The 12,785-nt window shown below is 41.3% G+C and carries 11 protein-coding genes and 1 pseudogene; 8 read left to right on the top strand and 4 right to left on the bottom strand.

Annotation, left to right across the window (positions count from 1 at the left end; all coding sequences use genetic code 11):
- Window position 1: 1 nt before the first annotated feature.
- The gene (dnaN, locus tag O1D97_RS09325) at window positions 2-1,099 is read right to left on the bottom strand and encodes a DNA polymerase III subunit beta (RefSeq protein ID WP_269124972.1); all 1,098 of its coding nucleotides are present in this window, start codon (window positions 1,097-1,099) and stop codon (window positions 2-4) included.
- Between the two features lie 34 nt (window positions 1,100-1,133).
- A complete protein-coding gene (gene dnaA / locus O1D97_RS09320) occupies window positions 1,134-2,672 on the bottom strand; it encodes a chromosomal replication initiator protein DnaA (RefSeq protein ID WP_269124970.1) in 1,539 nt (512 codons plus the stop codon).
- 512 nt (window positions 2,673-3,184) lie between these two features.
- Between dnaA and rpmH the strand changes: the two genes are divergently transcribed.
- The 8 genes and pseudogenes from rpmH to O1D97_RS09285 all read left to right on the top strand — a co-directional run bounded on the left by rpmH (window position 3,185) and on the right by O1D97_RS09285 (window position 10,215).
- Entirely contained in the window at window positions 3,185-3,319 is a 135-nt protein-coding gene (gene rpmH / locus O1D97_RS09315; RefSeq protein ID WP_191601716.1) for a 50S ribosomal protein L34, read from the top strand.
- A gap of 8 nt (window positions 3,320-3,327) precedes the next feature.
- On the top strand, window positions 3,328-3,726 hold the full coding sequence (gene rnpA, locus O1D97_RS09310) for a ribonuclease P protein component (RefSeq protein WP_269124967.1): 399 nt from the start codon (window positions 3,328-3,330) through the stop codon (window positions 3,724-3,726).
- A gap of 99 nt (window positions 3,727-3,825) precedes the next feature.
- Complete coding sequence (gene yidC / locus O1D97_RS09305) at window positions 3,826-5,481, top strand: membrane protein insertase YidC (RefSeq protein ID WP_269124966.1); 1,656 nt, start codon at window positions 3,826-3,828, stop codon at window positions 5,479-5,481.
- A 390-nt stretch (window positions 5,482-5,871) separates the two neighbouring features.
- Entirely contained in the window at window positions 5,872-6,834 is a 963-nt protein-coding gene (locus tag O1D97_RS09300) for a dihydrodipicolinate synthase family protein (RefSeq protein WP_269124964.1), read from the top strand.
- Window positions 6,822-7,768 (top strand): annotated as a pseudogene (locus O1D97_RS09295) (4-hydroxyproline epimerase). Before O1D97_RS09300 ends, O1D97_RS09295 begins: the two are co-directional and overlap by 13 nt.
- Window positions 7,769-7,909: 141 nt before the next feature.
- Entirely contained in the window at window positions 7,910-8,599 is a 690-nt protein-coding gene (locus tag O1D97_RS19610) for an FAD-dependent oxidoreductase (RefSeq protein ID WP_330221463.1), read from the top strand.
- Window positions 8,571-9,164 (top strand): NAD(P)/FAD-dependent oxidoreductase, encoded by a 594-nt coding sequence (locus tag O1D97_RS19605; protein ID WP_330221470.1) that lies wholly within the window; start codon window positions 8,571-8,573, stop codon window positions 9,162-9,164. Before O1D97_RS19610 ends, O1D97_RS19605 begins: the two co-directional genes overlap by 29 nt.
- Before the next feature lie 34 nt (window positions 9,165-9,198).
- Window positions 9,199-10,215, top strand: a complete 1,017-nt coding sequence (locus O1D97_RS09285) for an Ldh family oxidoreductase (RefSeq protein ID WP_269124962.1) — start codon at window positions 9,199-9,201, stop codon at window positions 10,213-10,215.
- Between the two features lie 110 nt (window positions 10,216-10,325).
- Here the strand turns inward: O1D97_RS09285 and O1D97_RS09280 are convergent, their stop codons facing one another.
- Together O1D97_RS09280 and O1D97_RS09275 are read right to left on the bottom strand one after the other, a co-directional pair.
- Window positions 10,326-11,840: an aldehyde dehydrogenase (NADP(+)) gene (locus tag O1D97_RS09280; protein WP_269124960.1), complete on the bottom strand. Its 1,515-nt coding sequence runs from the start codon at window positions 11,838-11,840 to the stop codon at window positions 10,326-10,328.
- Window positions 11,841-12,076: 236 nt separating this feature from the next.
- A complete protein-coding gene (locus O1D97_RS09275; RefSeq protein WP_269124958.1) occupies window positions 12,077-12,748 on the bottom strand; it encodes a GntR family transcriptional regulator in 672 nt (223 codons plus the stop codon).
- Between the last annotated feature and the right edge of the window lie 37 nt (window positions 12,749-12,785).

The following is a 12,785-nucleotide window of genomic DNA, read 5'->3' as shown; positions in this document are numbered from 1 at the left end:
ACTAAAGACGCATAGGCATAACAACATATTGAGCTGCATGACTTTGAGATTCTTCAATTAAGGCACTACTATTGGAATCGTTCAATGAAATCCGCACTTCTTGACTGTCTACGACTCCTAATACATCGAGTAAATAACCGACGTTGAAACCCACTTCAAGGTTATCCCCTTGATACTGAACCAAAACGGATTCTTCCGCTTCCTCTTGTTCGGGGTTATTAGCAAATACTTGCAACATGCCATTTTTTAAAATAAGACGAACACCACGATATTTTTCATTTGATAGGATAGAAGCCCGTAAAAAAACTTGGCGCAATTCCAACCGATCCGCAATAATGATTTTTTCATTATTGCGTGGTATCACTCGGTGATAATCAGGAAATTTACCTTCAACTAATTTAGAAGTAAAAACATAATCCGCAACTTTGGCTCTAATGTGATTTGAACCAATCACCAATTCCACTGTTTCTTCAGTATCACTTAGTAAACGGTTTAATTCCAACACGCCTTTTCGAGGTACGATAACTTGTGTTAAATCGCCAGTCACTTGGGCATCTTCTATCGCGGTTGCTAGTCTGTGGCCATCAGTTGCAACAACGCGTAATTGACCATCTGCGACTTCAAGCAACATACCGTTTAGGTAATAACGAACGTCTTGGTTTGCCATGGCAAAACCTGTTCTTTCAATCAAACGACGAACGCTTGACTGAGCAACAACAACATTAAGCTCACCCTGCATATCCTGAATATTTGGAAACTCTTCCGCAGGTAAAGTAGATAAGCTAAAGCGTGAGCGACCTGAACGGATCACCGCTTTTTGTTCATCTAATGAGAACTCGATCACAGCTGAATCAGGTAAACTTTTACAAATATCTACCAATTTACGAGCGGGAACAGTAACACGACCTTCCTCACACTCATCTAATGGCACATGGCTGATCAGTTCCACTTCTAAATCGGAACCCGTCAAAGTAAGTATATTATCCTTAACTTCAACAAGGACATTCGCCAATACAGGCATGGTTTGCTTACGTTCTACTACACCAGCAACTAATTGAAGTGGTTTAAGAAGCGTCTCACGGACGACTGAAAATTTCATTATGATCCCCGTTTTCTTAACTTAACACCTAGCATTAGGTCGTCAAAATTCGCATAAGTTGTTTATAATCTTCGCGGATATCAGAATCTGTATCCTGTAATTCTTTAATTTTACGAATCGCATGTAATGCTGTTGTATGGTCTCGACCACCAAACGCATCACCAATTTCAGGTAAACTATGGCTAGTAAGCTCTTTAGCCAACGACATCGCCACTTGTCTCGGTCTTGCTATTGAACGGTTACGCCGTTTCGATAACAAATCACTTACTTTAATTTTATAATATTCCGCAACAATACGCTGAATATTATCAATATTTACTAACTTATCTTGCAGTGCTAACAAATCTTTTAAAGACTCACGAACAAAATCAGGCGTAATCGCACGTCCGGTAAAATGAGAGTTTGCAATAACACGCTTTAATGCACCTTCCAACTCTCGTACATTAGAACGAATTTTTTGAGCAATAAAGAAAGCAGAATCATAAGATAACTTGATACCACTTTCATCCGCTTTGCGCATTAAAATTGCCACTCTCGTTTCCAGCTCTGGAGGCTCAATCGCAACGGTTAACCCCCAACCAAAACGTGACTTTAATCGATCTTCAAGGCCCTGAATCTCTTTTGGATAACGATCACAGGTAAGAATCATCTGCTGACCACCTTCTAATAACGCATTAAAAGTATGGAAAAATTCTTCTTGAGTACGATCTTTTCCAGCGAAAAACTGAATATCGTCAATAAGTAAGGCATCAACAGACCGATAATAGCGTTTAAAGTCATTAATGGCATTCAATTGCAATGCTTTTACCATATCCGCAACAAATCGCTCTGAATGCAGGTAAACCACTTTTGCATTTGGATTATGGCGCATCAACTCGGTACCCACCGCTTGCATTAAGTGGGTTTTACCAAGACCAACCCCTCCATATATAAAAAGAGGGTTATAAGCGCCACCAGGGTTTTCCGCAATTTGCAATGCGGCGGCATGAGCTAATTGGTTTGATTTACCTTCCACAAAGTTATCAAAAGTAAAAGAGTTGTTTAAATTTGCGCCGTGGTTAATCCCACCTTCGACTTCGACTTTTCGATTAGTAGAATTCAGTGGTAATTGACCTTGTTCGTATGGTTCAAGTGAGCCAATAAGCGACGATTCTTTTAGCTTTAGCGGTGCTTCAAATTCGATATCTGTACGACTATCCGCTTCCGCATCCATCAAACCAAACCCAGTATGGAAAGAAGGCTGAGAGACGTCCTCTCTAGTCAGTGCAACTGGCGTAGACTCCGTAGCAGGTCTTGGTGGTGGAGTAGATGGCTTGTTCATATTTTGAGCACGAACACTAAAAATCAAACTTGGTGCAGGCTCATTACCTGAAATTTCAGATAAAAGCTCTTTTATACGAGTTTGATATTTATTCGTCACCCAATCTAAGACAAAACGATTAGGTGCCGTTAGTAATAAATCACCGGATTCAGAAGACTCTACTTGTAAAGGTCGAATCCAAGTATTGAATTGTTGAGCGGAGAATTCGTCTTGCAACCGCTTCAGGCAAAGATCCCAATGCTCCAAAGACACAATATGCTTACTCCATAATAAAAAATAAATAGGGCGGAATCATACAGCGCTAAAGAAAACTTATCCACAAAAAATACATTATTCACTTGAAAGGGTTATTTAAAGAGATAATGTTAATAACAGAGATAGTTATACACACCTGTTTATTGATCTTTTTAGTTGTGTATATCTATAAAGGTTATCAACAAGTAAAGGAATCTTTTTATGATATTTTGTACACAGTTTTTTTCTCTATAACTAAATGAATATAAAGGAAAAAGTTATCAACAATAAACGGCATGTGCATAAGTTAAGTTTGCTCAATGCAAGTTATTCAAAAAGCGTCTATTAAGTCTGTGCATAATTAATCGAATTGAATTGTGAGTAATTTTTTAATAGAAAACATTTAATTTACATTGATCTATTGATAGATTTTCATTAAAATCCGCCGCCTGATTTTGAATCAAATTGTAGAGGCTTGGCTAAGGCTAACCCTCAAAACTGAAACACTGCTTCAGTGAGAGAAAATAGAGATGAAAAGAACATTTCAACCTAGCGTTCTAAAACGCAAACGTAATCATGGTTTCCGTGCTCGTATGGCAACGAAAAGTGGACGTCAAATCCTAAATCGTCGTCGTGCTCGCGGCCGCAAGGCACTAAGCGCATAATCCCGCTTATGACCGACTTTTGTTTTCCCCGGCAAGTCAGACTTCTGACGGCTGGGGATTATAAAACCGTATTCGATCACACTACCTCGAAAGTTTTTGCCGGGGAATTCCTTATATTAGCGACTAAACGAAATGATGACCTTGCCAGGTTAGGTTTAATTGTTGCTAAAAAAACGGAAAAAAGGGCGGTTGGAAGAAATCGTATCAAACGTTTGGTACGGGATTCATTTCGCCATCACAAATTGAATCTAGCCGGATTTGATATTGTGTTTCTTTCTCGACAAGGAATTAAAGACATTGATAATGCCACTTTATTGAAAAGACTCGATAAAGCATGGGATCAAATCGTCAAAAAAACAAAAAATTCCTCTAAAAAACCAAAAGACTACCGTTCAAAGCAAAAATAGGCTGAAAAAACAGCAAAAGACTGCTTTAATAACGCGTGTTTTTAAAAGGGTTCTTTTTTGAACCTATTGTCTAACCAATACAATAATTAGTTGAATACCATGGATTTCAGACGTTACTTTTTATGGGGTGCGCTTTTTGTCAGTGGCTATATGCTGTTTTTACAGTGGAACCAAGATTATGGTTCTTCGTCCACTCAAAGCGTTGCCCAAAGCTCTCAATCAGTCCCTTCAAATACAGCTAATGATAGCGATATTCCTTCTGCTATTGTTACCGATACAGCAACCAACAGCTCAGAAATACCAGGAGCGGTTTCCGTTGTTGCATCAGGTGAACTAATTAGCATCACTACAGACACGTTACAGGTTGGTATTAATCCAATTGGTGGCGATATCGTTAGTGCCTCTTTATTACAATATAAACGAGTCATTGATGAAGACGATCCGTTAGTTATTCTTGAGAATAACGCCCAACGTATCTATGTAACTCAAAGCGGCCTTATCGGACCAAATGGTCCTGATGCCTCAAAAGAAGGTCGCCCAGTATACAGTTCAGAAAATTCGTCTTATGAATTAAAGCAAGGTGACGGCAGTTTAGATGTTAATTTGTATTTCACTGATGCTCTTGGCGTTCAGTATACAAAAACCTTCCGATTCACTGAAGGCGACTACAAAATTCGCCAGTTAATTACGGTTAATAACTTATCTAGTTCTGCTTGGAAAGGTAATTTATTTGCTCAAATTAAACGCGATAATTCTGAAGATCCAAGTAGCTCAACCAGTTTAGGGTTACAGCCTTATTTAGGTGGTGCTATTTCCAATGAAGAAACACCTTATTCAAAAGTGTCGTTTTCAGACATGGCTGAAGAACCGGTGAAAGTGACATCAACAAAAGGTTGGATAGCACTGCTTCAACATTATTTTGTTACCGCCTGGATTCCTGAGCAAGGACAGACTTTTACCCTACAAGCACGTAAAAACAATGACTTTAATCTTATTGGCTTTACTGGCACAGGAGTAGAAATAGCGGCGGGTCAACAAGGTACGCTAGCATCCACATTCTATGTAGGGCCTAAACTTCAAGATCAATTGTCAGCAACCGCTGAAAACCTTGATTTAACCGTAGATTACGGTTGGTTATGGTGGTTAGCTCAACCTTTGTTTTGGCTATTAACGGCGATTCAATCCGTAGTGATTAACTGGGGTGTCGCTATTATATTAATCGTTGTCTGTGTGAAAGCGGTCTTCTTTAAACTGTCTGCAGCAAGCTATCGTTCGATGGCAAAAATGCGTAAGTTTGGCCCAGAATTAACACGTCTACGGGAACAACATGGTGATGACAGAACAAAAATGTCTGCCGCTATGATGGAGCTTTACAAGAAAGAAAAGATTAACCCTCTTGGTGGGTGCTTACCTATCTTGGTGCAAATGCCTGTATTCTTATCATTGTACTGGGTATTAATGGAAAGTGTGGAATTACGCCATGCCCCATTTATGCTATGGATTAATGACTTATCTTATATGGATCCATACTTTGTATTACCAATATTAATGGGTGTAAGTATGCTCGGTCAGCAGATGTTGAACCCAACACCTCCAGATCCAATGCAAGCACGTATTATGAAAATCATGCCAATTGCGTTCACATTCTTCTTCTTGTGGTTCCCAAGCGGCTTAGTATTGTACTGGGTATGTAACAACACCTTGTCTATTATTCAGCAATACATCATTACCAAACGAATTGAGAGAGAAGCTTAAATAGCACTTTTAAATCGTTAACAAGGGCTCACATTGTGGGCCCTTTTTTTATTTATTTTGTATTAACGGTTTGATACAAAGTAGGTGTTTCTGAACATACTCCTTTGTAATCATAACCTATCGTATTTCTTTGTCTTAGCTATCCTACCGAAAGAAAACGTCTCTGGATGACGACTAACCCACTTCTTGTTTATGAACAATCCTTTCTTTAATCGCAAAATAAACTTCATTCTATAAAACATAGAAATCGGCTTTTACTCTCAAAAAAAACGCTTTTTATTTACACATATAGCGTATTTTGGTTATTTAATTTGAAAATCTCTATTGACGATTCAATCTCTTAATTGTATTTTGTATCCAATATCCCAAAATACCTCAAAGGAAATCAAAATGAATAAAAACGTTTTCAACGGTGTAATACCGGCTCTCATGACGCCATGTAAAGCAGACCGTACTCCAGACTTTGATGCTTTGATTAAAAAGGGCCAACAAATGATGGCCGCAGGCATGTCTGGTGTTGTCTATTGTGGTTCCATGGGTGATTGGCCATTATTAACAGATGAGCAGCGCATGGAAGGCGTAGAACGCTTAGTCAAAGCGGGGATTCCTGTTGTTGTCGGTACTGGAGCAATCAATACAAAATCAGCGGTTGCTCACGCCGCTCACGCAGAAAAGGTTGGAGCAGCAGGACTGATGGTAATCCCCCGTGTTTTATCTCGAGGATCTGTTATCGCTGCACAAAAAAACCATTTTAAAGCGATTTTAGAAGCATCCCCTTCGATTCCATCGATTATTTACAATAGTCCTGTCTATGGCTTTGAAACCCGTGCAGACCTATTCTTTGAATTGCGATCTGAACATAAAAATCTAATCGGTTTTAAAGAGTTCGGTAGCAAAGAAGCGATGCGCTATGCAGCAGAAAACATTACTTCTAAAGATGACGATGTGTTGCTTATGGTGGGGGTTGATACTGCGGTTTATCATGGTTTTGTTAAATGCGGTGCTGTTGGTGCCATTACCGGAATTGGTACCGCACTTCCAAATGAAGTCCTACTGCTCACCAAACTATCTAAACTAGCAGCTACAGGAAATGCCGAAGCGCGTCTTAGAGCGCAGGAGTTAGAGGAATCTATGTCGGTCCTTGCTAGCTTTGATGAAGGCCCAGAACTTGTACTATTCTTTAAATACCTATTGGTATTAAACGGTGAAGAAGAATATCGCTTACACTTCAATGAAACTGACGAACTAAATACAGCACAACGTACATATTGTGAAGATCAATATGACTTGTTCAAAACGTGGTTTGCAGATTGGTCTAAACAAGGTGGAGTAATCACAGAATGCTTATCGTAGATAGCCATACAGAAGGCGAACCTACCCGAGTAATTCTCGAAGGAGGCCCTGATCTTGGATCAGGTCCTTTAGCAGAACGGGCGGCACGCTTAGCAACGGAGTTTAAGGATTTTTATCCTTCTATTGTCCTAGAACCTTATGGTCAAGAAGCCATGGTAGGGGCTCTACTTGTCGAACCGACTCATCCCGAATGTGTTACCGGTGTTATCTATTTTGATGCGGCTGCCGTCATTGGCATGTGCGGCCACGGAACCATAGGGGTAGCCGCGACTCTCGCTCATATAGGTAAAATTGATGTTGGAACCTATAAAATAGAGACGCCTGTAGGCATTGTTGAAGTGACTCTCACGGATAAAAACACGGTTACCATGAGGAACATAGATAGCTATCGTTTTAAAAAAGACGTTTCAATTGAAGTAAAAGACGTCGGCACAGTAACAGGGGACATTGCCTACGGTGGCAACTGGTTCTATATGATTAATGATGCTCCTATCGACGTCATTCCAAGCAATATTAGAGCACTAACCGAAACAGGGATAGCGATAAGAGAAGCCATCTACGCTCACGAAATTGAAGGCGAAAACGGTGGTATTATTGACCATATTGTTTTTTTGGACCGGCTTTAACCGAGCAAGGCCACACCCGTAATTTTGTTCTATGCCCTGATGACGCATATGACCGATCTCCTTGTGGTACCGCTAGTTCAGCTCGCTTATCCTGTTTAGCAGCGGATAACTTATTAGAAGCGGGAGAGGAAATTTATCAGGAAAGTACCATTGGCAGTGGTTACACGCTAAGTTACCAACTTTCATCAAATCCGGAGGCCGTACCTGGGGCAATCATACCGTCAATAACAGGAAAAGCCTTTATTACACGAGAAGCAAAGTTAATTAATAATCTAAACGACCCACTACGAAATGGTATTGGGATTTAATCGCACAACGCAGCAGAATAGAAAATGAAGCCATATCGTTAAAGTAGTCTCATCCTCTAAAGTTTAAGGATATAGTGGTAGATGTAGAATAAAAATACATGCTTTATATGGATCTTTTTTTATTATCAGGAGCCCAACTTTATGAGCCGCACAATACCGTACGATGTGATTGTGATTGGAGCCGGTATTATAGGTATCAGTACCGCGCTTAAATTACAGTCAAAAGGGAAACAAGTATTAGTAATCGATCGAAAAGGCGTCGCGGCGGAAACCTCTTCAGGTAATGCAGGCGCATTTGCCTTTGCCGATGTGATACCTCTTGCCACTCCAGGCATTATGAAAAAAGCACCAAAGTGGTTATTAGATCCCCTTGGGCCTTTGTCAATTCATCCGGCTTATGCGTTTAAAATTCTGCCATGGATGTTGCATTTTTGGCGTGCTAGTTGGAAAGACCGTTACGTTAATGCACTAACAGCGCAATCGAATCTAATGGAACTATCCAAAGCCGCTCTAGAAAGGCAGATACAGGAGGTCAATGGCGAAGCCTTAATTCGCAGGGAAGGGCAATTACAACTTTATGAAGGAGAAACTGAGTTCAAAGCCGCCCAACCAGGCTGGGATGTGCGTAAAAAATATGGTGTGAAGTTTGAGTTTTTAGAAAGTCCAGAAGCCATTGCGTCCATCCAACCCGGTATCGATGCTCGCTTTACCCATGCTGGATTTACTCCTGAATGGAAAAATGTTGTTCACCCAGCTCAATGGACTCAACACTTAGCCAATGAATTTAAGAAACTAGGGGGAAATCGCCATTACAGAAATCACTTCAATTGATTTAAGTTCTGAAACCGCTTCGGTAAAAGGTGACCATGGTAACCACTATCAAGCCACTCAGATCGTATTAGCAACAGGGGCTTGGTCCAAAAAGCTAGCAAAAACGTTAGGTGACAGTTTACCTTTAGACACCGAGCGTGGTTACAATACTACATTACCTGCCGGTGCATTTGACCTTAAAACACATATTAGCTTTAGTAATCATGGCTTTGTTGTATCGAAAGCAGGGGAGGGTATTCGAATTGGAGGCGCTGTCGAGCTTGGTGGCTTATCCCTTGCTCCAAATTATAAACGTGCCGATATTCTATTAAACAAAGCCGCTGCATTTTTACCCGATCTCAAGACTGAGGGCGGAAAGCAATGGATGGGGTATCGACCCTCTATGCCTGACAGTTTGCCCGTTATCAGCTACTCATCTCAGTCAACACGTGTTATTTACGCTTTTGGTCATGGTCACCTAGGATTAACTCAATCCGCAGGTACCGCTGAAATGGTTGCTGACCTCGTATTTGGTCGTTCCCCAACGATCCCTCTTGAGCCTTATTCAGCAAGGCGTTTCAAATAATCAGATTTATGTATTTAACTATTTAGGAGGCACAATGAACGAAAACGTAACGTTAAGCTTATCGGAAGTACGAGAACTCAGTGAATCTATTCTTATGGATAATGGTTTTAATCAAGACCATGCCCATTCTATCACTGATATTATCTACACTAATCAGCTGGGAGATTGCCATTCTCATGGTCTGTATCGCTTATTTATGTGTACTGAAAGTATTCAATCAGGACGAGCGAATGGCGCGGCAAAACCAACTGTTGTCGATGCAGGACCAGCGGTTATTCGAACGAATGCTAATGACGGTATTTCACTGCTTGCCCTCCATGAATCGTTACCTTTACTTATTGAAAAAACCAAAAAGAATGGCATCTCCGCATTAGCAATTAACAATTGCTTCCATTTCTCAGCACTTTGGCCTGAAGTTGAAAAATTATCGGAAGCAGGTTTAGCCGCGATGGCGATGCTACCAAGCCATGCTTGGGTAGCTCCTGCTGGAGGCACACGAGGCACACTAGGGACAAATCCTTTTGCTTTTAGTTGGCCGAGACAGGGCAAAGCCCCCTTTACCTTTGATTTTGCCACCAGCCAATTTGCCCGTGGTGAAATAGAACTTTATCGTCGGGCGAATAAACCCTTACCTGAAGGCGTAGCGATCGATAAAGACGGCAATCCAACAACGGACCCTGAAGCAGCGATGGCGGGAGCAATGCTAACCTTTGGCGCTCATAAAGGGTCAGCCTTATCGATTATGATTGAACTATTAGCCGGGCCGCTTATTGATGATTTAACCAGTAAGGAAAGCATGGAAGCAGCAGAAGGCCGTTTAGAAGCACCTTATCATGGCGAAATCATTATTGCTTTTGATCCGAATTTATTCAGTGGAGGCAAAGTCGATACTAACGACGCTCGCGCAGAACGCTTATTTGCGGATATCCTTGATCAAGGGGCTCGTTTACCATCGCAACGTCGTCAGGCCGCCAGTGAGCGCAACCTAGCACGTAATGCGGTTGATATTCCGCGCGCTCTGTATGAAGATTTGCTCAAATTACGTAAATAACCCTCTCATGTAGAACAGCTCGTTCAGTACATTCAGGGTCAACAAACATAAGAAAGCGGAGTCGCCTAAGCCACTCCGCTTTTTATTGTTTTCTGATAATGAAGCAAAAGCTACATAAGATCAGCTGGCAATAGTGCCGTAGGAATATCTTGATAACACACTGGACGTAGGAATCGACGAATTGACATGGTTCCAACTGATGTCGCACCAAAGTTTGTTGATGCAGGATAAGGTCCTCCATGTACCATGCTGTCACACACTTCAACACCTGTTGGAAACGCGTTCGCCAATATACGACCCGCTTTACGTTCTAATACCGGAATAAAGCATTTAGCCTCATTCATATCCGCTTCATCAAGGTGAAGAGTACAAGTTAGCTGTCCTTCAAGGTTCGTAGCCACTTTTTGCATTTCTTCTAAGGAAGAAGCTAATACAATCACGCCTAATGGACCAAATACTTCTTCAGCTAATGACTCATTTAACAGCCATTCTTTTGCCGTTGTGGCATATAAATAAGGTGTTGCGTTACGAGAATCACAGCTCGTTTTTAGAATCTCTTGCACGCCAGATGTTGAAGCGATACGCTGTTGACCAGCACGATAAGCTTCTGCAATACCATCCGTCAACATCGTTTGAGAAGAGACAGACGATAACGCTTCACTTGTATTGGATACAAATAAATCAGCGTCCTCTCCAGCAAGTAATACCGCAATACCAGGATTAGTACAGAACTGACCCGCTCCAATAGTTAATGACCCAGCCCAACCCTTAGCGAGCGCTTCACCTCGATTTGAAACGGCATGAGGAAATAAAAACATTGGGTTAACAGAACCGAGTTCACCAAAAAAAGGAATCGGCTCAGAACGAGCCGCACATAAATCAAACAACGCTCTGCCTCCTGCTAAAGAGCCTGTAAAGCCTACTGCTTTAATCAATGGGTGTTGAACTAAAGCCGAGCCAACGTCACGGTTTCCCCCTTGAATAAGACTGAAGACACCAGCAGGCATACCGCATTTTTGAATCGCAGCATGAATGGCTTCAGCGACAATTTCACCAGTTCCTGGATGCGCACTATGGCCTTTAACAACAACAGGACAACCTGCCGCTAAAGCCGCTGCGGTATCGCCACCTGCCGTGGAAAAGGCTAAGGGGAAGTTAGATGCACCAAATACAGCGATAGGCCCAATAGGTCTCTGTATTAGCTTAAGATCGGCTCTTGGTAGAGGCTGGCGTTCTGGTAACGCAGCATCATGACGTTTATCAAGATAATTACCCTGAAGAATGTGCTCCGCAAACAATCGAAGCTGACCACATGTTCGGCCACGTTCTCCAATTAGACGCGCTTCCGGTAGACCTGTCTCTGAGCACCCAATAGCGGTAATGTCGTCGCCACGAGCATCTATTTCGTCAGCAATAACATTTAAAAACTCAGCCCTTACTTCACGAGAAGAGTATCCGTATTCCAAAAAAGCATGTTCAGCAGCCTCAACAGCCGCATTGACCTCTGCCAAAGAGCCTTTTGAAAATGAATGGGCTTCACCAAAAGCAGGGGAAGATACAAATGTTTGATCAGATTCTACCCACTGACCAGCAATTAAATGTTTACCATGTAGCATGAAAGTCATGTGTTCTCGCTCCATTCGTCTTTATTTAAGAAAAATTTTCATGTTGAGAAAATGAAATTAATGGATATTGTATCCAAAATTAGAATTTGTACAAGCTATTCGCAAATAAGCGTGTTTTAAGCGCACCTATAGCTCAAAAGTTCAACGTATTACTAAAAATAACGAAAAAGGATAAAGATATGGATCGAAAAGAGCCCATGTTCGGTTAGCACTCTTTTCAATCAAACTAGGTAGGTTTACTCACCTCGTGTTGAGGCAATTAACTCTAAAATTTGTACCTTGGTATTCTCAAGATGGGAGCACAATAATTCTGCCGCCGCTTCTATATCACCTTTACGAGCAAGCTCTAATAAGCCTCGGTGATCATGTTCGGCATTGTCTGCTTTTCTCAGCTGATCTATATGCATGCTTACATAGCGATTAGCCTGTAGGCTCACTCGCTCAAGTAATTGAGTTGTCAACTTTTGGTTCGCCGCCTGATATAAAACACCATGAAATTGAGCGTTCAAAGGCCCCCAATCCGCCACATTACCTTCTTTATAAGATGCTTCCATTTCATCGAGTAATGCTTCACATTGATTAAAATGCGATTCTTCCATCAGAGGAATCGCTTTTTTAAATAAATCCACTTCCAATAGCTTCCTAACATCGAAAATTTCAGCTATCTCGTCTAAAGAATGTTTTGTTACCGTCGCACCTCTATTGTTAATAAAAACAACTAGGCCTTCTGAATCCAAGCGTTTCAATGCTTCCCGCACAGGCATTCTAGAGACATCGTATTCTTCAGCTAATAGCTCTTGTCGAATCAACTCACCTTCAGCAAGGTCACCAGAAAGAATTCGGTTACGTAAATCTGCGACAATCACATCAGGTAAACTCTGACGTACGACAGCCCTTTTTTGAGCCAATGTCCTATCCTCTCACTAAAATTTCAATAACAATTAA

The sequence above is a fragment of the Marinomonas phaeophyticola genome, assembly GCF_026966905.1.
Lineage (GTDB): Bacteria > Pseudomonadota > Gammaproteobacteria > Pseudomonadales > Marinomonadaceae > Marinomonas > Marinomonas phaeophyticola.
The sequence above is the reverse complement of the archived record's forward strand: the minus strand, read 5'-3'. Positions and strand labels throughout refer to the sequence as shown.

What these genes read in the sequence shown, in the direction of transcription:
- rpmH (WP_191601716.1), top strand. Translation starts at nt 3,185, where the DNA reads ATGAAAAGAACATTTCAACCTAGCGTTCTAAAACGCAAACGTAATCAT.
- yidC (WP_269124966.1), top strand. Translation starts at nt 3,826, where the DNA reads ATGGATTTCAGACGTTACTTTTTATGGGGTGCGCTTTTTGTCAGTGGC.
- dnaN (WP_269124972.1), bottom strand. Translation starts at nt 1,099, where the DNA reads ATGAAATTTTCAGTCGTCCGTGAGACGCTTCTTAAACCACTTCAATTA.
- rnpA (WP_269124967.1), top strand. Translation starts at nt 3,328, where the DNA reads ATGACCGACTTTTGTTTTCCCCGGCAAGTCAGACTTCTGACGGCTGGG.
- O1D97_RS09280 (WP_269124960.1), bottom strand. Translation starts at nt 11,840, where the DNA reads ATGACTTTCATGCTACATGGTAAACATTTAATTGCTGGTCAGTGGGTA.
- O1D97_RS09285 (WP_269124962.1), top strand. Translation starts at nt 9,199, where the DNA reads ATGAACGAAAACGTAACGTTAAGCTTATCGGAAGTACGAGAACTCAGT.
- O1D97_RS19610 (WP_330221463.1), top strand. Translation starts at nt 7,910, where the DNA reads ATGAGCCGCACAATACCGTACGATGTGATTGTGATTGGAGCCGGTATT.
- O1D97_RS09300 (WP_269124964.1), top strand. Translation starts at nt 5,872, where the DNA reads ATGAATAAAAACGTTTTCAACGGTGTAATACCGGCTCTCATGACGCCA.